Annotated in this window: 18 protein-coding genes; 7 read left to right on the forward strand and 11 right to left on the reverse strand. The window is 59.4% G+C overall.

The genetic code is table 11. The features are described from left to right. Positions 1–103: 103 nt before the first annotated feature. Entirely contained in the window at positions 104–2,527 is a 2,424-nt protein-coding gene (locus AUC61_RS24430) for a glucose/quinate/shikimate family membrane-bound PQQ-dependent dehydrogenase (RefSeq protein ID WP_243248813.1), read from the reverse strand. Positions 2,528–2,592: 65 nt separating this feature from the next. On the opposite strand from AUC61_RS24430, the gene AUC61_RS24435 reads away from it, so the two are divergent. Both AUC61_RS24435 and AUC61_RS24440 read left to right on the forward strand, forming a co-directional pair. After that, complete coding sequence (locus AUC61_RS24435) at positions 2,593–2,853, forward strand: hypothetical protein (protein WP_243248815.1); 261 nt, start codon at positions 2,593–2,595, stop codon at positions 2,851–2,853. A gap of 86 nt (positions 2,854–2,939) precedes the next feature. Beyond that, positions 2,940–3,953 (forward strand): GlxA family transcriptional regulator, encoded by a 1,014-nt coding sequence (locus tag AUC61_RS24440; protein WP_122664239.1) that lies wholly within the window; start codon positions 2,940–2,942, stop codon positions 3,951–3,953. 122 nt (positions 3,954–4,075) lie between these two features. Here the strand turns inward: AUC61_RS24440 and AUC61_RS24445 are convergent, their stop codons facing one another. Further along, the gene (locus AUC61_RS24445; protein WP_243248817.1) at positions 4,076–5,404 is read right to left on the reverse strand and encodes an NTP/NDP exchange transporter; all 1,329 of its coding nucleotides are present in this window, start codon (positions 5,402–5,404) and stop codon (positions 4,076–4,078) included. A gap of 24 nt (positions 5,405–5,428) precedes the next feature. Further along, positions 5,429–6,355, reverse strand: a complete 927-nt coding sequence (locus tag AUC61_RS24450; protein WP_243248819.1) for an aldo/keto reductase — start codon at positions 6,353–6,355, stop codon at positions 5,429–5,431. A gap of 267 nt (positions 6,356–6,622) precedes the next feature. On the opposite strand from AUC61_RS24450, the gene AUC61_RS24455 reads away from it, so the two are divergent. Next, positions 6,623–7,459, forward strand: a complete 837-nt coding sequence (locus tag AUC61_RS24455; RefSeq protein WP_243248821.1) for a transporter substrate-binding domain-containing protein — start codon at positions 6,623–6,625, stop codon at positions 7,457–7,459. A 240-nt stretch (positions 7,460–7,699) separates the two neighbouring features. Here AUC61_RS24455 and AUC61_RS24460 read toward each other — a convergent pair whose 3' ends face one another. Further along, positions 7,700–9,094: an MmgE/PrpD family protein gene (locus AUC61_RS24460; protein WP_243248822.1), complete on the reverse strand. Its 1,395-nt coding sequence runs from the start codon at positions 9,092–9,094 to the stop codon at positions 7,700–7,702. Between the two features lie 201 nt (positions 9,095–9,295). On the opposite strand from AUC61_RS24460, the gene AUC61_RS24465 reads away from it, so the two are divergent. The 4 genes from AUC61_RS24465 to AUC61_RS24480 are packed head-to-tail and all read left to right on the forward strand — an operon-like array spanning position 9,296 to position 12,335. After that, positions 9,296–9,958 carry an amino acid ABC transporter permease gene (locus AUC61_RS24465; protein WP_243248824.1) on the forward strand — a complete coding sequence of 221 codons (663 nt, stop codon included), beginning with the start codon at positions 9,296–9,298 and terminating at the stop codon, positions 9,956–9,958. Position 9,959: 1 nt separating this feature from the next. Continuing rightward, on the forward strand, positions 9,960–10,622 hold the full coding sequence (locus tag AUC61_RS24470) for an amino acid ABC transporter permease (RefSeq protein WP_243248826.1): 663 nt from the start codon (positions 9,960–9,962) through the stop codon (positions 10,620–10,622). Between the two features lie 16 nt (positions 10,623–10,638). Further along, on the forward strand, positions 10,639–11,409 hold the full coding sequence (locus tag AUC61_RS24475; protein ID WP_122664245.1) for an amino acid ABC transporter ATP-binding protein: 771 nt from the start codon (positions 10,639–10,641) through the stop codon (positions 11,407–11,409). Between the two features lie 14 nt (positions 11,410–11,423). Continuing rightward, positions 11,424–12,335 (forward strand): aminotransferase class IV, encoded by a 912-nt coding sequence (locus AUC61_RS24480; protein WP_243248827.1) that lies wholly within the window; start codon positions 11,424–11,426, stop codon positions 12,333–12,335. Positions 12,336–12,486: 151 nt separating this feature from the next. Here the strand turns inward: AUC61_RS24480 and AUC61_RS24485 are convergent, their stop codons facing one another. From AUC61_RS24485 to AUC61_RS24515, 7 genes are all read right to left on the reverse strand, one after another. Beyond that, positions 12,487–13,308, reverse strand: a complete 822-nt coding sequence (locus AUC61_RS24485; RefSeq protein WP_243248829.1) for a class I SAM-dependent methyltransferase — start codon at positions 13,306–13,308, stop codon at positions 12,487–12,489. 201 nt (positions 13,309–13,509) lie between these two features. Further along, positions 13,510–15,150 carry a dipeptide ABC transporter ATP-binding protein gene (locus AUC61_RS24490; RefSeq protein ID WP_243248831.1) on the reverse strand — a complete coding sequence of 547 codons (1,641 nt, stop codon included), beginning with the start codon at positions 15,148–15,150 and terminating at the stop codon, positions 13,510–13,512. Continuing rightward, positions 15,147–16,064 carry an ABC transporter permease gene (locus tag AUC61_RS24495; RefSeq protein WP_243248833.1) on the reverse strand — a complete coding sequence of 306 codons (918 nt, stop codon included), beginning with the start codon at positions 16,062–16,064 and terminating at the stop codon, positions 15,147–15,149. Before AUC61_RS24495 ends, AUC61_RS24490 begins: the two co-directional genes overlap by 4 nt. Before the next feature lie 4 nt (positions 16,065–16,068). Further along, positions 16,069–17,019 carry an ABC transporter permease gene (locus AUC61_RS24500; protein ID WP_243248834.1) on the reverse strand — a complete coding sequence of 317 codons (951 nt, stop codon included), beginning with the start codon at positions 17,017–17,019 and terminating at the stop codon, positions 16,069–16,071. Beyond that, positions 17,016–18,647 (reverse strand): ABC transporter substrate-binding protein, encoded by a 1,632-nt coding sequence (locus AUC61_RS24505; protein ID WP_243248836.1) that lies wholly within the window; start codon positions 18,645–18,647, stop codon positions 17,016–17,018. Before AUC61_RS24505 ends, AUC61_RS24500 begins: the two co-directional genes overlap by 4 nt. A 465-nt stretch (positions 18,648–19,112) precedes the next feature. After that, positions 19,113–20,003, reverse strand: a complete 891-nt coding sequence (locus AUC61_RS24510; protein WP_243248895.1) for a helix-turn-helix transcriptional regulator — start codon at positions 20,001–20,003, stop codon at positions 19,113–19,115. 125 nt (positions 20,004–20,128) lie between these two features. Next, complete coding sequence (locus AUC61_RS24515; protein ID WP_243248839.1) at positions 20,129–20,413, reverse strand: hypothetical protein; 285 nt, start codon at positions 20,411–20,413, stop codon at positions 20,129–20,131. Positions 20,414–20,510: the final 97 nt, after the last annotated feature.

Raw genomic sequence — 20,510 nt, forward strand, 5'->3', positions numbered from 1 at the left:
GGTCGCTTGCATGTTGTTTGATGAGCGTGGTTTTAGCCCGGAAAAAGACAATAAAAAACCCGCTGTCACCGTTGAGGTGGCAGCGGGTTTTTGCTTTTGGCGATTACTTGCTGTCAGGCAGCGCGTAAGCGATCACGTAGTCACCGCGATCCGGCGACTGACGGCCACCACCGGCGGTGATGACCACGTATTGCTTGCCGGTTTTCGGCGAAACAAAGGTCATCGGGCCGCCCTGGCTGCCGACGGGCAGACGGGCTTTCCAGGCTTCTTCACCGTTGGCGGAGTTGAAGGCGCGCAGGTAGTAATCCTGAGTCCCGGCGATGAAAATCAGGCCACCCTGGGTCGACAGTGTGCCACCGAGGGTCGGCATGCCGATCGGCAGCGGCAGGTGCATTTTGATCCCCAGTGGACCGGTGTCTTCCACGGTGCCGACCGGGACTTGCCAGGCGACTTTCTGGGTCTTCATGTCAATCGCGGTCAGGGTGCCGAAGGGCGGTGCCTGGCACGGAATGCCGGCAATCGACAGGAAGCGGTTTTTGTTCACGGCGTAAGGCGTGCCTTTGAGCGGCACTGCGCCCATGCCCGTGTTCAGCGCTTCGCCACCGGAAGACGCTTTGGCATCTTTCTGCTGCGGCACCATCTGGATCCACAGGCCCAGACGCATGTCGTTGACGAAGATGAAGCCGTGTACCGGGTCAGTCGAGAGGCTGCCCCAGTTCATGCCACCCAGCGAACCCGGGAAGCTCAGCGACTTGTCGGTGCCCGGCGCGGTGTACAGGCCTTCGTAGCGCATTTGCCTGAACGAGATACGGCACAGCATCTGATCAAAAGGCGTCGCGCCCCACATGTCCGATTCGGTCATGTGTTTGGTGCCGATCTGCGGCATACCGGTCGACAGCGGTTGAGTCAGCGAATAAGGCTCGTTGGGGATGTTGGCGGCTTTGACGGCGACATCTTCAACTTTGGTCAGCGGCTTGCCGGTAGCACGGTCGAGCACGAAGATCTGACCGGCCTTGGTGCCGATCACTACGGCCGGCACCTTGCTGCCATCGGCCTTGGTGAAGTCGATCAGGCTAGGCTGCATCGGCAGGTCGAAGTCCCACAGGTCGTTGTGGACGGTCTGATAGACCCACTTCTCTTCGCCTGTTGTTGCGTTCAGGGCCAGAATTGAAGCGCCGTATTTGTGGTCCAGCGCGGTACGTTCAACACCGTAGATGTCGGTGGACGAGCTGCCCATCGGCAAGAAGATGGTGTTCATGGCCGGGTCATAAGACATCGGCGCCCAGCTGTTTGGCGTACTGCGCACGTAAGTGGCGTCGGCCGCTGGAGCTTTCTTGTCTTCTGGATTACCCGGGTCGAATGCCCAGCGCATGGCGCCGGTGATCACGTCAAAACCACGGATCACGCCGCCAGGCATGTCAGCCTGAACGTTGTCAGCGACACGACCGCCCACGACTACCGTGGAACCGGCCATCAGCGGCGCGGACGACAGTTGATAGTAGGAGTCCGGAACATTGCCCAGGCCTGCTTTCAGATCAACCTGACCGTTGGTGCCGAAGCCCTGGCAGAACTCGCCAGTGTCGGCGTCCACGGCAATCAGGCGCGCATCGATGGTGTTGGTCAGCAAGCGACGCTGGCAGTTGGCGCCAGCCGGTACCGAAACAGCGGTGGCGGGCGTGCTGCCGTCAACCGGCTTAGCCAGCGCCGCTGTCGAATCGAAGTACGCCAGACCACGGCAACGCTGCCAGACTTTGCTCTGCGCGTTAATTTCGTTCTTCCACAGCTGTTTGCCGGTGTCGGCATCCAGTGCGATGACGTTGTTGTGCGGGGTGCAGATGAACACTTTGTCGCCGACTTGCAGCGGGGTCATCTGGTCTTCGGCACCGTTGCCGTCGCTGATCGCAACGTCGCCGGTCTGGTAAGTCCAGGCGGGCACCAGGCTGCCGACGTTGCTGCGGTTGATCTGGTCCAGTGCAGCGAAGCGGCTGCCGCCTTCGTCGTTACCGTAGTGCGCCCAGTCTTTCTGTGCTTTGGCCGGGTCAACTTTGGTCAGGCCCGGGCCGTCGCCAGTCGGGGAAACCGAAGCGTGGGGGATGAACATGCCCCAGGCGCCGCCGACGATAGCCAGTGCCAGCAGGCCACTCAGCGCATAGCCGCCGCGACCGCTTACCAGGCCGTTGGCCTTGCGCAGGGTTGGGTAGACCAGTGCAACCACCAGGCTCAATACGCCCAGTGCAAACAGACGGGAGATCTGCGGCCAGAAGTTCAGACCGGCATCAACCAGCGCCCAGATGATGGACAGCACCATGACGGCTGCGAACAGCCAGGCACCCGTCAGGCGCTGTTTGAAGAGCAGCACGGCGGAGACCAGCATGCCGAGGCCGGCGAGCAGGAAATACCAGCTACCGCCCAGCGTGGCGAGGTAGCCGCCCAGTCCTGTGAAAAGTAATCCAAATACCAGCACACCGAGAGCTGCGACCCAGATGGGCCAGCGGCTGACGGACGCCGTAGGTTGAGACTTAGTCATGGTGCATGTCCTGATAACGCATGAGCGTTGATGTGAAAGGTTAAGCGTAGTGGAGGAATCAGCCGATGCAGCTGCTTCCGGAACAGCGGTCGCGCAGAGGCTTTTCAGGCTCTGCGCTGGCGACACGGCTCAGTTCAAAGGAACTCCGCAAACAATTAACTAACTGGTTACTTTTGCAACCTTATCAAAAAAAGCCCGGGCTGCGGCAAATTGTCCTGCGGCAATCTGAGCAAAACACTGTTACGGATTCGGAAATAATCGGTCTGAAAACATCCTGCGCATGGACGGTTTTCAACGGTTTTGCGCAAGCACTACAGTCCCTGTGACACACAAGGTATTATCCGGCCTGAAAAAACTCCCGGCGTTGAGAGCCACTGGCACGGTGTTCGTGAGAGGGAGCAAAGAGGCGAACATGACTGAACGACGTCAATTCAGCGGAGGCATGAAGGGCAAGAACCTTCGCTATCTGGAAGATAATCGTGGCGTGCCCACCCGGCAGGCACGAGCAGGCTTCCTGTTGCTTGAACACTTCTCGCTGCCTGCCTTCACCCAGGCGCTGGACACGATTGTTACCGCCAATCTCTTGCGGCCCGGATTGTTCACCACGCGAACCTTCGGGTTGCATGACGGCGAAGTGGTCAGCGACCTGGGCTTGGTGATTCGCCCGGATGCGCAAATCACCTCTGCAGAGATCAGCGATCTGGACCTGCTGGTGGTGTGCGGCGGTTACCGGACCGAACTGAAAATCTACCCCGAGTTGAATCCTCTTCTCAAAGAAGCTGCGCAGCAGGGCAGTGCCCTGGCAGGTTTATGGAACGGGGCATGGTTTTTGGGGGTGGCGGGGCTTCTCGACAGTTACCGTTGCGCGATCCACCCGGAACATCGCCCGGCGCTGGCCGAGGTCTGCAAAATCACTCTGGTGACCAGCGAAGCGTTTGTCGTGGACCGGGACCGGCTCACCGCATCCAGCCCGACCGGTGCGTTCCATATGGCGCTGGAGTGGATCAAGACGCTGCACGACAAGGCTTTGGTGGAAGGGATCGAGGACATTCTTTCCTTCGAGGAGTCGCGTTATCGGCGCATCAAGGCGTCGCCACATTTATCCGTCAGCGCTCCGCTGCGCGAAGTGGTGAAACTCATGGACGCCAACCTCGAAGAACCGCTGGAGATGGAGCAACTGGTGGCGTACTCCGGCCGCTCCAGACGCCAGGTCGAGCGATTGTTTCGCGAGCAGTTGGGCACCACACCGCAGCGCTACTATCTGGAACTGCGCATCACCGAAGCCCGCCGCTTGTTGCAACACACCGAGATGTCACAGGTAGAAGTACTCGTCGCCTGCGGCTTCGTTTCGCCCAGCCACTTCAGCAAGTGCTACAGCTCATACTTCGGCTACCGCCCCTCGAAGGAAAAGCGTCTGGTTCGGTAGTCATTCGCGAAGGGGCCGGTCCAGACGATACACATTCACAGATGAAGCGAATTTCCCCTGTGGGAGCGGTGCTTGCCCGCGATATGGTGCGTCAGCAAACTGTGTTGCCTGACCTGATGCCATCACCCATCGGTATCCGGCAGCGTTTCGCGGCGGGTTTCCGTCGTTTCCCGATCTGTGCGCTGTCCCAGATACCAACCTGTCACGGCCCACAGTGCCGCGCAGAGGGCACCCACCAATGCGACCAGCACAGTGCCTTGCCCGAGCATGTCGAGCAGGCTTTTCGCCCAGCCGCTGACGGCATCGCCGCCTCGATAGACCACCGTGTCGATGAAGTTCTTGGCCTTGTATTTGGTCTCCGCATCCAGTGGCGCAAAGAGCATTTCCCGACCGGGGCGGATAAAAGCGTATTCGCCAATGCGCCGCACGATCATCAGGCTGGCGAGCATGGCAAACGTCGGGGCCAGAGCCAGACCGATAAAGCCGATACACACCAGTGCTGGCACACCCGCCAGCAGCACGCTGACACCAAAGCGCTGGGCGATGCGACCGGTGATGAACACTTGCGAAACCAGCGCACCTGCCTGCACCGCAAAATCAATCAGCCCGAACACGCGGACCTGCTCCTCACGCGTTGCGAACAACTCAGAAACCAGTCGCGCTTGTTCGAAATACAGAAAGGTACTCGCCGTGGCGAGCAGCACTACGAACAGGCACACGCCCAGCAGATACGGTGAACGCAGCACGCGCAGCATGCCACTGAAAGGGTTGCCCGCTACCGGCCGACGCGGGTTTTCAGCCGCAGGTGCGCCCGGTCGACCTGCGCCGCCATACTCGCGCCAGGCCATGAGGTAACGCTTGAGTGCCAACGCCAACAGCAACAACACCGCACTGACCAGCGCCAGACCACCCTGACCGAGCACGTCAATCGAGAAGGCGCTGATCAACGGGCCGAGCAAACCACCGACACTCGCGCCCGCTGCGATAAACGCAAATAGCCGCCGCGCCTGCCCGCCATCGAACGCATCGGCCATCAGACTCCAGGCAACTGAAACCACATACAGGTTGTAGACCGAGATCCACACGTAAAACGCGCGCGCCAACCACACGCTGTCGTCATGCAGGGCAAAGGTCAGGGCAAAAAACAGCAGGTTGATGGCGAAGAATCCATACACCCAGTCGACGAACTGAACGCGTGGCACCACCGAGTTAAGCCAGCCAAACAACGGGACCGCGATCAGCATCACCACGAACGTCGCGGTAAACAACCACTGGAGGTTCTCGACACCGGCCTGGATGCCCATGGCTTCGCGGATCGGGCGCAGCATGAAGTAGCCGCAGAACAGACAGAAGAACAGGGTAAAACCTGCCAGTGCCGGACGCAGTTCGCCCGGCTCGGCATTGATGGCGCGAGCAGCGCGGTGGATCAGTGGATGGTCAACAAAGGACACGGACGCGCTCCCGGTGGCAGGTGATCAGGCGAACAGTTCGGCGATCCGTTCGCGCAACCTGGCGTCTGGCAATCGGCCTTGGCCGGCCAGCAGGTTGTCGGCAGCATAACGCGGGTTACTGGTGGCCGGAATCACTGCCGTGATAGCGGGGTTGGCGAGCACGAACTTGAGCATCAGTTGCGCCCATGAACTGGCATCCAGCTCAGCAGCGGCCCAGTCGGGCACCGGCTTGCCTTTGACCTTGGCAAACAAACGTCCGGCTTCGAACGTGCGGTTGGCCAGAACCGCTACGCCATTGTCCGCGCACCAGGGCAGCAGACGCTTTTCTGCGTTGCGTGCGCCGATGGAATAGTTGACCTGAACAAAGTCGACTTTCTCTTTTTGCAGCGTGGCCAGCAGTTCATCGTGGGCTGACTCGACGTAATGGGTCACGCCGATGTAGCGAATCCGGCCTTGTTGTTTTAGCTCGCGCAACGTCTGCAACTGGGTCGTGGTGTCTTGCAGGTTGTGCACTTGAATCAGATCGATACGCTCGGTTTGCAGTTGTTTGAACGCCTGTTCGATTTGCCGCAAACCCGCTTCACGTCCTGTGGAGGAAACCTTGGTGGCCACAAACGCCTGGCCATGGGCTTTGGCACGGGTCAGCAATTCCCCGGTGACGGCCTGGGAGTCTCCGTAGCTGGGCGCGGTATCGATCAGTCTGGCGCCGCCGCTGAGTAGCGTCTTGAGCACCTCCAGCGCGGGATCCATCTCACTTGAGCTCACTGCAAAGTTGAAGGTGCGGGCGGTGCCCAGACCGATGACCGGCAAATCTTCACCTGACGAGGGAATCTTGCGGGTTAGCAGTGGTGTGGCGGCAAACGCGGGAAGCAGGGGAGACAGTGCCGCCATGGCTGCCAGTGCTGAGCTGGCCTGAATGAAATGACGACGGCTGAACGAGTGGATGGGCATGCGCAGACTCCTGTCATTCTTGAAGGTGTCACAGAGGTGTCATGGATAGAAACATATCCACCCCCGGTGCAGGGCGCGCTCGTCGGTGAGATGACAGTGGATGTTTTACAAATCGTTACTCTGGCTCGATTAGGTTGGCTGGCATGCCGGGGGGTATATATTCCAAAAGGAAATTAAAAACATACTATTAATTCTTTTGAATGAACTGCGCTAATTGCCATCATTCGCGCACCCACACGGGTCAACAACGTCAACAGGATCACCCCGATGAAGTCTCTAGGTTTCTACGCGCGAGTCATTGCCGCTGCGCTGCTGTCCACCGTTTCCATTGCTCAGGCCGCCGAGTCGGCCTCGACCTGGAAACAGATCCATGATTCAGGCGAGCTACGGATTGGTGTCGCTCAGGGTGAACCCTGGTTCTTCAAGGATCCTGCAACCGAGCAGTGGAATGGCATCGGCTACAACGTGGGCAAGGATCTGGCCAAGGAACTGGGCGTCAAACTGGTCACGGTCGAGACCACTTGGGGTAACTCTGTTGCGGCGCTGCAATCTGGCCAGATTGACCTGATGCTGGTGCTGGACCCCACTGAAGAGCGTCGCAAGGCTGTGGATTTTCCGGAGCAACCGTTCTTCTGGTACGCCCAGGGCGTATTGTTGCGTGACGGCCTGACCGCCAACACCTGGGAAGACCTGGACCGTGACGACGTGCGCATCGGCGTGACCCAGGGCAGCAGCCCGGATCTGATTCTCAGCAAGAAATTCAAGAAGGCTCATCTGGAGCGCTACACCAACATGGACGAAGGTGTTGCGGCGTTCTATGCGGGCCGTGTCGACGGTCTTTCGTACTTCCACCCGGCGCTGGCGCTACAGCAGGCGAAAGTGCGCAAAGGCACGCTGATTCTGCCCACTCCGATCGTCTCGGTCAGCACCAGTGGCGCTGTGCGTTATGAAGACGACAAAACCTTCCGGGATTTCGTCGGCAAGGAATTCGCCAAATTGTATGAAAGCGGCGTGACCCAGAAATACTACGAAGACGCCCTGCGCCTGCGCGGTGTAGACCCCAGCAAAGTACCGCCAGTGATCAAGGAGCAGTGGGCGAAGTAATGCAGGTGAGCTGATTAGGGCGAATTTAAGTCAGGCCCGGCAGCTCAATCCTCAAGATACGACCAACTTCCTGGATTGGAATGCAATTAAATGTGGGAGCTGGGCTTGCCCGCGATAAGCCCAAACGCGAACTGCCTGATATTTGCGGTGCCTTTATTGCGAGCAAGCTCAGCTCCCACATGGGGCCGGCACACACGGTTTCTGCTGTGAGAGCGTGGTGTCACTCGTCCAATCGAGGCACTACCTAAACAAGCCTTCCAGCAACCCCGCCACATCTTCGCATTCTTCAATTGCAAACAACCCTGCAAGCACGGGTTCGACCTGTTCAACAGGGCTACCCAACGGCGCGTACTGGCGGTATTTGTCGGCCACCTGTTCCCGGCTCAATGGCCTCTGGCGGCAGCCCAGCGGATAGTCCAGTCGGGCTCCAGTCAGTGTATCGTCACCCAGACGTACCTGCACTTGCCCGGCGGGGCGGCGGGTATCGGCCATCAATGCGTTCAACTCGGGGTCCACCTCGGCGACTACTCGATCAGACACGGCCCTTACCTGCGGATCGTTCAACGTGCTCGTCGTGTGCCAATCGTGTTTGGCGATACCCAGTGCAAGGCAGGCCAGCGTATGAGGCAGGCTGAACTGGGCGTCGACTTCGTTGACCGGGCGTCTGTCCATGAAATCGCGGGCCTGGGTGGTACCGGTCAGCACGCGGATTTCGTTGATCGCAGCCGCCTCGAACGCATGCGTCTGCTGCAATTGCTCGAAGGACTCCAGCGCCGTGTGGATCCAGCGACAGGCAGGGTAGTGCTTGAGGCTGGAGTTGGCTGCAAACCATTCGTTGCCCAGATCGGCGACCAGCAGGTGCGGATCAAACTGATCCGAGCCGAGCATCCGCCACAACCCCTGATCGCCATCCAGCACTGCTTGAGCACCCACCCACTGATGTTGCTGCAGGCGTACTGCGCGTACGCCAGCCTCGGCTGCTGGCGCCGTGAAGTCCTTGAATGACACCAAAGGACGCGACTCCCAGTTGTATTTACGCAGGCTCGGCAGAGGCGTCAGGGTACCCGCCAGACCCAGAGCGGTCTCCAGACCGGCTGCGTCCAGTTGCATCAATTTGCCGAATGCCACCGCAGCGCCCAGCGCCTGATGCTGACAAACGCCGTACACCTGACGAAAGCGCTCAATGCTCGGCTGCACGGCGCTGATCACGCGGGCATTGATTTCATAAGCGGCAATCAGCGCTTCCAGCAGTTCACGGCCTGAAGTCTTGCGCTGCCAGACGCCACTCAGTGCCGCCGCCACCAGACTCGCGCCGGGATGGCCCATGCCCCGGCCATCCACTTCCAGGCCATCGTCATGATCCAGTGCATTGATCGCCATGCCGTTGAACAGCGCGGCACCCACCGGTGCCAGACGCACTGAACTGCCCATCAACGCGCAGGGGCCAGGGGCGTACTCCTCAATGCAATGTCGCTGGAAAGTCGCCGCCAGCTCACTGCGCGTTGATGCCAGACCGCAGGCGAGGGCGTCGATCAGGTGCAGTTTGATCTGCTCGCGTAGCGCGGTGGGCACGCTGTCGAGCGTCAGGTCTGCGGCGAATTGCGCGAGGGAGCGAGTCAGTGAGTCGTTGCTCATACCGATGCCATGTGCAAAAACGTCAAAGGCTACTGCTTAAGCACCTCCCTGGCTGAATGATCGCTAGAACAAAAATGAATATGCAAATGCATATCGGGTATTTATGGCTATTTGTGTCCAGCCATTAACATGCGCGGCCTTCCCCTGGGGAAGAGGTGGCTGTGCGGGCTCGGAGGGGATCACCCCAGGAGAGAAACACGAGTGTATACCTGGAATTTTTCAGCGATATTGCCCTATAGCGGCTTGCTCTTCGAAGGGTTGCTGGGCACGTTGCGCATCGCCCTGGTATCCCTGTTTTTCGGCGTCCTGCTGGGGGCCTTGATGGCGGTGTTGCGGATGTCATCGCGGGCGCTGCTGCGTTATCCGGCGATGGCCTTTATCGGCTTCTACCGCAACACTCCGGCCATCGTGCACTTCTTCTGGTTTTTCTATGCGTTGCCAGTGCTGGCCCCGGTCAGCCTGTCGCCGTTTACGGCTGCCGTACTGGCGCTGTCGATCCAGTCCAGCGCCTTTTACGCCGAAGTGTTGCGCGGCGGCATTGCGTCCATGGAACGTGGCCAGTGGGAGGGCGCCAAGGCATTGGGTATGACTCAGGCCCGGGTGCTGCGCAGAATCATCCTGCCGCAAGCACTGCGCCGCATGCTCGCACCCTTTCTGGAGCGCAGTTTCGAACTGGTCAAAACCACCGCCCTGGCATCGTCGCTGGCGTATGCCGAACTCCTGTATCAGGCGATGCAGATCAATACGCAGACGTTCAGACCTCTGGAGGTCTACAGCGTGATCGCGGTGATGTACTTCACCGTGTTGTTTGCTGCCAGCCTGGCCAGCCAGCGTCTCGAACGACACCTGGCAAGGAGCGCTTGAGATGGATTACAACTGGGATTTCCAGATCGTCATCGACAACCTCCCTGTGCTGCTGCGTGGCCTGAAAGTCACCCTGCAATTATTTGTGATCGCCGCACTGGTGGGTGTGCCTGTCGGGCTTGTGTTGGGCGTCGCGCGTTTATCGCCGAAGCGGCGCATTACCTTGCCCGCCATTACCTTCATCGAGGTGTTCCGTAATACGCCGGTGTTGATCCAGTTGATCTGGATCTACTACGCCTTTCCAGTGCTGCTGGGCGTGCGCTTCACACCATTCTTTGCCGCAGCGCTGGCGTTGAGTCTGTATACCGCGGCCTACTGCGCCGAGATTTTTCGTGCGGGCCTGCAATCTGTGGTGCGCGGTCAGTGGGAGGGCGCCAAGGCCCTGGGCATGAGCCGTGCGCGGGCCTTGCGGCGGATTATCCTGCCGCAAGCCTGCCAGCGGATGCTGCCCGCGCTGACCAATCGTATGATCGAGCTGGTCAAAGTGACGTCGCTGGCCTCGACCCTCGCGGTGACCGAGGTGATGTATCAGGGGCGTTTGCTCAGCTCCAGCTACTATCGCCCGCTGGAAATTCTGACCGTGGTTGCGCTGCTGTATTTCTGCCTGATCTGGCCGTTCAGCTTCCTCGCTGCGCGCCTTGAGCGCCGTCTCGCGCTTCGCTGATTTGTTGAGAATTGTCATGACCGAACAACCGTTGTTCCGTATTCGTCAGTTGCATAAAAACTTCGATCAGCCGGTGCTCAAGGGCATCGACCTGGATGTGCGTCGCGGTGAACGCATCGCGATCATTGGTGGCAGCGGTTCAGGCAAGAGCACTTTGCTGCGCTGCCTGAACTTCATGGAAATGCCCACCCGCGGCGAGATCGAACTCAATGGCGTGCTGCTCGGCGAGGAGCGTGGCGGCGAACGAACCTATCAGGAGCGGCAGTTGCGCGAAGTGCGTGAGCGGGTTGGCATGGTCTTCCAGCAGTTCAACCTGTTCCCGCACATGAGCGTGCTTGAGAACGTCATGGAAGGCTTGATCTCGGTGAAAAAAATCTCCCAGGCCCAGGCGCGTGAACGTGCCTTGGCGCAACTGGAAAAAGTCGGTCTGGCCGATCGCCGCGATACGTATCCGGGGCGCTTGTCGGGCGGTCAGCAGCAGCGCGTGGCCATTGCCCGCGCCCTGGTCATGGAGCCTGAGGTCTTGCTGTTCGACGAGCCGACGTCTTCGCTGGACCCAGAGCTGGTCGGCGAAGTGCTGCGGGTCATTCGCCAACTGGCTGACGAAGGCCGCACCTTGTTGCTGGTGACCCACGAACTGGGCTTCGCCTATCACTTTGCCGAGCGGGTTCTGTTTCTCGAAAACGGCGTCATCCACGAGCAGGGCACGCCCGATCAAGTGCTGAAAAACCCGCAGCAACCCCGCACCCAGGAATTCCTCGCCCGCTTCGCCGAGCGTTCTTTTTAAGACCGGAGACTCCCATGCTTTCAACCACCAGCAGTCAGGCCTATGCAGCCGACCCGCGTAATGCCGACGTCAAGGTCTACCTCAACGGTGAGTTCGTTCACCGCGATGCCGCCAAGGTGTCGATATTTGACGCGGGTTTCGTCTGCGGTGACGGCGTTTGGGAAGGGTTGCGCCTGGTACAGGGCAGACTTGTTGCCTTGCAGGCGCATCTGGACCGGCTGTTCGAAGGGGCGCTGAGCATCGATCTGGACATCGGGCTGACGCGTGACGAGGTCGAAAAAGTGCTCTGGGATACCCTGGCAATCAACGGCATGACGGACGGCGCGCATTTGCGCCTGATGATTACCCGTGGGCGCAAAAGCACGCCTAATCAGGACCCGCGCTTCATCATCGGCAAGGCGACTGTGGTGTGTGTGGCTGAGTACAAGGTCGTTGATCTGGAAGCCAAGGCCCGGGGCATTTCGCTGTTCACCTCGACCTACCGGTGCAGCACGCCGGACGTGTTCGATTTGCGGCTTAACTCCCACAGCCGCCTGAATCTTATCCAGGCCTTGCTGCAAGCATTGCATGCCGGTGCGGATGAGGCGTTGATGCTCGACAGCCGTGGCTTTGTGGCCAGTTGCAACTCCACCAACTTCTTTATCGTGCGCAAAGGTGAGTTGTGGACGTCATCAGCGCATTGCTGCTTCAACGGTATTACCCGCCAGACGCTGGTCAGCCTGGCGCGTGAAAACGGTATCAAAGTTCACGAAGGCGAGTTCACGCTGGCTCAGGTTTACAGCGCTGATGAGGCGTTCGTCACCGGCACGCTCGCGGGGATTACCCCGGTGAAAGTGGTGGATGGCCGGCCGATTGGTTCGGGCGAACGCACGGTGAGTGAGCGGTTAAATGCGCTTTATCAGCAGCACATCAGCCAGCCTGTGTAGCTCTTGGATGGAAACGCTGACCTGTGGGAGCTGGGCTTGCCCGCGATAAGGCTGGACGCGATTCACGTTAGATCGCGTCCAGCCTTATCGTGGGCAAGCCCAGCTCCCACACAGACTGCACAGGTCTGCATTCCAGGTCATAAGCTGTGCCCTAATTACCCACCGGCTTCACAAACCGCAACGTGAACCGGTCTGACTCGCCAATCGCCGCGTATTTCGCCCGGTCCTGTTCACCCAGTTTGTACGAGGGCGGCAGGGTCCAGACGCCCGCTGAATAATCCTTGGTGTCCTTCGGGTTGGCGTTGACTTCGCTCTGCGCTTCCAACCTGAAGCCTGCGTCTTTGGCCAGTTTCACCACGTAATCGGTGGGCAGGTAGCCGCTGGCTTTGATGCTGCTGACATCGGCACCGGGCTTGGCACGATGATCCACCACGCCCAGCACACCGCCCGGTTTGAGCACCTTGAAAAACGCCGCGAACATCTGCGGCGCATCATCAGCCAGGACCCAGTTGTGGACGTTGCGGAAGGTCAGTACCCGGTCTGCTGAGTCGGGTTTGCCGAACACCGGTGCCTGCGGGTCGAACTCGATGGTTTCGGCTTTGCTGTAACGGGCCGGGTCAGCCTTGAATTTCTGCGTCAGGCCGTCGGCGGCTTTTTTGTAATAGTCGCCGGAAGAGGGGGCCTGAACCGCTGCGATGTAACGTCCGTGCCCCGCGAGCAAGGGCGCTAGAATTTCGCTGTACCAACCGCCACCAGGCGTAATTTCGATCACCGTCTGCTGAGCCTGCAAACCGAAGAACTTCAACGTTTCGTGTGGATGGCGATAACGGTCGCGAGCGCTGTTCTCTTTGGCTCGCCATGAGCCTTCAAGCACTTTCCGGTACTGCGCGTCGGTGATATCCGTTGTCGCAGCCTGGCTGAGGGCCGGTGCGAGAAGTAAGGCGAGTGTCGAAGCCAGAAAGGTGCGGGTCATGATCGTCCTTGTGGGATGTGTACCAACATCGAGCTGTAAACACAGTACCTGTAGGAGTGAGCTTGCTCGCGATTCGGTCTGTCAGTTGATGAATATATTGCCTGTGCTGACGCTATCGCGAGCAAGCTCACTCCTACAGAAGAGCATTCCAAATCACGTGGTTATATTTTGTTTGATAAGAGCTGCCGAACGGATTTCAATTCAATACTCCGCTGCCAGCTCCAGCCGTCGCCCCGGTATCGCATCAATCAGTTCACGGGTATACGCCGCTTCCGGCTTGTGGAAAATTTCGCTGGCAGCGCCTTGTTCGACGGTCTTCCCCTGACGCAACACCAACACCTGATGAGCCACGCTGGCAACCACGGCCAGATCATGGGACACCAGCACGTAGGCAATGCCCAGCTCGCTTTGCAACTCCACGAGCAGATCCAGAATCTGTGCCTGAACCGAGACATCCAGTGCCGAAACCGGCTCGTCGAGCAACAACAAGTCCGGTTGCAACGCCAGCGCTCGTGCAATGGCAACCCGCTGCTGTTGCCCACCGGAAAGCTCACGCGGCAAACGATCCAGATACGCTACCGGCAGGTGCACCCGCTCGATCAGCTTGCGCGCCGCCTGTTCCAGATCCCGGCCTTTGAGCAGGCCGAAAGACACCAGCGGTTCGATGATGCTCTCAAACAGTGTGAAGCGCGGGTCAAGGGCGGCGAAAGGGTTCTGCTGAACCAGTTGCATACGTCTGCGCAGCGGGCGGAAGTCACGCCAGCCCAGGTGAGTGATGTCCTGATCTTCGAACAACACGCGGCCCTGACTTGGTTTTTCCAGACCCAGTGCAATGCGCAACGCAGTGCTTTTACCCGAGCCGGACTCGCCGACGATGGCCAGCGTTTGCCCCGGATAAACCTTGAAATTCACATCCTCCAAGGCCTGAAAATCGGCATTTTCGCCTTTCACATAAGGCAGGCGGAACGACTTGCCGACGTTCTCCAGCGTGAGGATCGGTGCCTTGCCGTTCGTGGAGGGCCGCGGTACTGCGGGTGTCTTGCGCTGGCCAAAGGCGGGCGCAGCGGCAAGCAGTGCCTGAGTGTAGGAGTGGCTCGGATTGATCAGGATCTGCTGGGGCGGACCTTGTTCGACCAGCTCGCCGCTCTTCATCACCAGTACCCGATCCGCGCGATCGGCGGCGACACCCAGATCGTGGGTGATGATCAGCAGTGAAATGCCGCGATCTGCCACCAGCCGTTGCAGGTGATCGAGAATCTTGCGTTGGACGGTCACGTCCAGCGCACTGGTGGGCTCGTCGGCGATGATCAGCCGTGGATTGCCCGCCAGTGCAATGGCAATCAGCACCCGCTGACGCATGCCGCCGGACAGCTCGTGGGGGTATTGCCGGGCGCGCAGCAGCGGCTTGTCCAGACCCACCTGTTGCAGCAACTCCAGCACATCGGCGTCTACCGCCGGATAACGACGGCCGTGCGCCTGAATCAGCGCCTCGGCGATTTGCTTGCCGATGCGCAGCGTCGGGTTCAGCCCCACCATGGGGTCCTGTGGCACCAACCCGATCGTGCTGCCGCGAATCTGCCGTTTCTGCCGTTCGGTGGCGTGGGTCAGGTCGGTGCCGTCGACCCACAGTTGGCCGCCGGTGACCACCGCGTTGTCCGGCAGCAGCCCAAGGATGGCATTGGCCATGGTCGATTTGCCGGAGCCGGATTCACCGACAATGGCCAGGGTTTCGCCCTTGGCCACCTGAAACGAAACGCCGCGTACCGCCTGATTGACCTGCCCGCCAAAACGGTAGGCAACAGCCAGTTGGCGGACGTCGATCAGTGCATCCGTGATGCTCATCGTTGAGTCTCCTCAAGGGTGCGGGCGATATGGTTAAAGCTGAATACGACGGCGACCACGAACAGCCCCGGCAGCAGCGACACCCAGGGTGCGGTCATCAGAAAGTGGCGTCCATTGGCGATCAGCGTGCCCCATTCCGCAGCAGGCGGCTCCGCACCGAAACCGAGAAAACTCAAACCTGCAGTGGCGAGAATGGCCGCGCCGAAATCCAGCGTCGCCAGCACGGCCACCGGGCCCCAGGCGTTGGGCAGGATGTGCCGCAGCAACGTCCGGGTCCAACTGGCGCCGCCCAGACGCGCCGCTTCGACGTAGGGCAGGGTTTTGATACGCAGCACTTCGGCCCGCGTCGTCCGGGCAAAACCGGGAATGATCCCGACGCCCACGGCGATGGCCACCGGGATGGTGCCGAAACCGATGGCGGTGACGATGGCCAGCGCCAGCAACAAGCCGGGCAGAGCCAGCAGCACATCGATGAAACGCATGATCACGGCGTCAATCCGGCCGCCAGCGAAACCGGAGACGATACCCAGGCTCAAGCCTCCTGCCAGTGCGATGCCCACTGCTAGCAGAGCGGCCTGCACCGAAAGGCTTGAGCCGTGCACGACCCGGGTATACAAGTCGCGACCCAGTTCGTCCGTGCCGAACCAGTGCACGGCATTGGGTGCTGTGAGCTTGTCGGTCGGTGAGGTGGCGTAAGGCGCAAAGCTGGTGAGCAGGTTTGGCGCGACAGCGGCGAGCAAGGCAAAAGCGATGATAGCAACCGCCAGTAGAAAGCCCGGTCGGCGCAGCAGTGGCTGTGTCGCTTCCAGGGCCCGGCTGAGGCGGCTGCGGCGACGCCATAAGGCCGGCGGCGCTGGCTGCGATGTGGTGAAACTGCGAGCCAGACGTTCAAGGCGATTATCAAAAATAGTCATGGCGTCAGGAGACCTTTGGTGTGTGGGCGATTCGTGGGTCGAGGGCGGGGTAGAGCAGGTCAACGATCAGATTGATCAGGACAAAGGCCGCCGCCGAAACTGCGACGATTGCCAGCACCACGGGGATGTCCTGGCGCAGCACGGCTTCTTGCGCAAGCCGACCCACGCCGGAACGTGCAAATATCGTCTCGACCAGCACGGCTCCGGACACCGTATTGCCCACTTGCAGGCCGATCAGGGTCAGCAACGGCAAGGCTGCGTTCTTGAAAGCATGCCGGGCCTGAACCTGCGCGCGGCTGAGGCCTTTGGCGTAGGCGGTAATAATGTAGGGTTCTTTCCAGACACCCTGGAAACCTCGTTGCAGGACCTGCGCATACACTGCGGCACTGGGAATGGCCAGGGTGACGGCGGGCAGGATCAGGCTGGAAAAGCCCTGGTTGCCGGTGGCCGGAAACCAGCCCAGGGTGAAGGCGAACAACTGAATCAGCAGCAGGCCCATCCAGAACACTGGCACCGAAAAGCCCAAAGAGGGCAGTCGGGCCAGTGCGACCTTCAGCGGTTGCCAACGCACATAAGCGGTGAGGTAAGCCAGACCGATGCCGCCAATCAGTGAAAACACGATGGCCAGGCCAGCCAGCGCCAGGGTTTGCGGCAGGCGCTCGACGAGCAGCTCCGCGACCGGCCGGTTGAGCGTCAACGAGCTGCCGAAATCACCCTGAACCGCGCCCCACAGCAAGTGAAAGTACTGCTGGAAAATTCCGCCATCCAGACCGTAATAGGCTTGTGCCTTGGCGATTTCCTCAGGCGACAGCGCGTCGATTTCGACACCCGAGGCGCTGAGCATGATCGACAGCGTGTCACCCGGCAGTAAATACAGGATGAAGTACGTCACGCTGTACGCGCCCCACAACACCAGCAGCGCCTGAGCGATCCGGCCGATCACGTAACGGCTCATGGCGCGACGATCTCGATATCGTTGAGCAGGGCAAAGCCTTCGGCGGTCCAGTAGAAGTTGTGTACCTTCTTGGCCGTCGCGGCCTGCCAGACTCGCTCATAGATCGGGAACGCCGAGCCTTCTTCGATCAGCAGATCTTGTAGATCGCCATAGGCTTTTGCGCGTTGCTCGCTTTGTGTGGCGGTCAGGCCTGCGTCATACAGCTCAAGGGCTTTGGGCAGCGTTTCCGGTGCGTACAGGTTGGTGGCCAGGGTTGAACTGTTGGCGGTGCGCGGGTCGATGATCGTCTGCAGGATGATCGGGTCGGCACGAGTCATGTAGGTGGAGGTCAGGTCATAGTTGCCCGAGGCGTTGGCGGCCGCCCATTCGGCAGTGGTCAGCACGTTGAGCTTGAGTTCGATGCCGATCTTGCGCAGTTGGTCCTGAATCAGCACATCGCCTGCGGTTTCCGCTGGCGACAAGTTGTAGACCAGCTTGAGTCGTTTGCCGTCCTTGCTGCGATAGCCGTCCTGACCTTTTTGCCAGCCTGCATCATCCAGCAGCTTTTCCGCACCTTGCGGGTCATAGCCGAGCGTGTCGGCCTTGTTCTTGTAGTACGGCGTGGTGACGTCATAGATGCTGGTCACCACCGGGAACTGCGGATTGTATACGGTCGCGGCATAGGTCTTGCGGTCGATGCCTTTTTGCAGCGCAAGGCGCACATTGCGATCCGCGAGGATGCGCGTGCCACGGGTGTTGGGGTAGAAGTTCAGCGCCGGGCCAGGCAGCGACCGGCTCTGAATCGTAGCGCCCTTGGATTTGAACAGGTTCAGATCGACTTCAGAAAAGGGCGCGCGTGGCCAGAGAATGTCCACTTGGCCCTGCACGAACTGGCCATTGCGCACGCTTTCTTCCGGCACGTAGCTGACCTCGACGGTATTAAGGTGCGCCTCACCTTTGTTTTTCACATTGGCTGAAGGCCACGCATAACCCTTGCGCTTGACCAGCTTCAGGCCGCTTTCCGGGGTGTAGCGCTCCAGCACGAACGGGCCGGTGCCAATAATGGCGCCCAGCGAACGTTCCTTGACGCTGAGCTTGTAGGATTCCGGCGCCAGAATCGCAAGGTTGGTGGTGGAGGTGGCCTGGAGGAAACCGGCATTAGGCGTGGCCAACACCAGCTTCACGGTAAAGTCATCGACCACTTCGGCGTGGTCGTAGCCCTTCAGATAGGTCGCGCCAAAGGTCGTTGGCAGTTGCGCGGCAAAGGCCTTGTTGGCGTCATAGGCGGTTTTGACCGCCTGAGCGTCGAAGCGCGTGCCGTTGCTGAAGGTGACGTCTTTGCGCAAATGGAAAGTGTATTCCAGCGCGTTGTCGCTGACCTGCCAGCTTTCAGCCAGCCAGGGGATGATCTTGCCGGTCTGCGGATCCTGATCGGTCAGCGACTCGGCGACGTTGCGCAGCACCACGCGGTGTTCGAGCCAGTAGACCTGGAAGGGATCAAGGCTGACGAGTGTGGTGTTGTCGCGAAAGAAAGCAATTTTCAGGGTTTTGTTGGCTTCAAGGTCCTGAGCGGACGGTGAGCAGCCCAGCAGTGTGGCGGCGGTGGCGCAGGCGGCCAGCAAGCGAAGTAACGGGAAACGTTTACTCATCGCGCAATCCTCGACCCTTGACCCATGAGGCTGTGTATTGCGACGCCTGGGGCGCGGTTGGGTATTGCCGAGGAAGTCTCAGATGCATGGATGGAATCCTTTACACAGCGGGATTTGGGTGCATGGGAAGGCTGACCGAAACGCAGGGTCAGGCTGTCTTTCTAAGACCGTATTCTTATGGTTGGCTGCTGTAAAAGGCTTTTTGCTTCTAAGCTAATATGTATTTTATTGATTGGCTTGTATTTATATTATGTTCAAAAGTTATTTAGATGCGTCCGCTTCATCAGGCTTTGGCGATGTGCTGAGGCGATTCTCGCCCTCGCGAACAAGTTCGCTCCTGCCACGGCGGCACGGGGTGTACCACTGGTAGGAGCGAACTTGTTCGCGAGAGATTCTGAAGACCAGAAGAGATTTAGCGCGAGCCACATTACGCCGCCAACGTGCACGCTCACCGTTGGGAAGCGGTCACTCGACTCTGGGCAATCCCGGCTCAAGCTGTTGCCTTCTGAATTGCCCCGGCGGTAGGCCGTGTATCTGACGGAAGCGCCGTGAGAAGTAGGCTTCATCGGCAAAACCGCACAATCGCGCCACTTCGCCTACCGGTTTTGTGCCGTTGAGCAGGTGGTTGCGTGCCGCGTGCATGCGCCTTTCGAGTACCAGTTCGCTGAAGGTTTTGCCGATTTCCTTGCGCAGCCAGTGAGTCAGGTAGGTGGGCGAGAGGTAGGTGGCAGCGGCGACTTTTTTCAGGCTCAGGTCGGGGTCGGCCAAGTGTTTGCGCACGTACTCCGACATGCGCGTCAGTGCATCGCGGCGGCTCAGTTGGGCGGCATTGCCGTCGGCCAATTGCATCAATGGCTCGCCATACAGGGTGCAAACCGTGCTGATCAACTGCAACAGCAAGCCCTTGAGCATTTCCCGGGTGCCGAACTGGCGGTTGCGATCCAGCTCGCGCATGTGTTCGAGAAGGACGCAGATTTTGTCGAACTCATTCTGCTCAAGAATGAAGTCCAGGTGCTCCTGAAAGCGGAACGGTGAGAGTTCCGGCGCGAGCAGGATCGATACGTCTTCCAGGTCCAGCGGGTCGCATTCCAGGTGCGGCAGCAGGAAGGTCTGGGAGAAGTTGATCACCATGAAATTGCTGTCCGCAGGGTGCGGAATCATGTGCATACGGTGCGGCAGGATGAACGCGAGGGCGTTGCGCGGGAAAGGTCGTTCGACGTTGCCGATGTGCTGAATGGTGTCGCCGCCCAGGTTGATCTGGATCTGAAAGTACTCGTGCCGGTGCGGGCTGGTTTCCGCGCTTCGCGCCGTTTTATCGCGGATATAAAAATCAGCGCGCTCGCTGCGCTGCTGCATGCCGTATGTGGGGACACGATTAGCGGCGTTGCTGCTGGTGTGGCTGCTCGTGTGATGCGCTGCGTGCATGGACGACATCTCCTGCTGGTCTTTGCTGAACACCCGGGATTTTATGGCGAAATCCTCTAGTTGTTAGGTCTTTGTATGATGACCCAAGCATGCGCGGTTTGCGGCAATGCAGGCAACCGCTTTGCTTTGATGTCCAAAAAAACGCGGTGATGGCAAAAAGGTTTCGATGGCTCTGGATCAGCTGTTACAAGGCTGGTTTCGAGTTTTTTATGGGGCTTGTCAAGCGGCGAAATTTTTTGGACTTCTTTGATCTGCGCCGGTTTGATCTCAAAAAACGATCTAACCGGCGCATTGATTTTCCGTGGTTGTACGATAACTTGAAGACCGTTGTAGACCGACATCTATCAAAAATAATTAGAAGGTGCTCGTACCATGAAATTTGATCCTCGCTGCTTTGCCTCCCCGATTTGTGCGCGTCCTCGCGCCTGCGCCTCAAAC

This window comes from Pseudomonas maioricensis (assembly GCF_022790535.1).
Taxonomy (GTDB): Bacteria; Pseudomonadota; Gammaproteobacteria; order Pseudomonadales; family Pseudomonadaceae; genus Aquipseudomonas; species Aquipseudomonas maioricensis.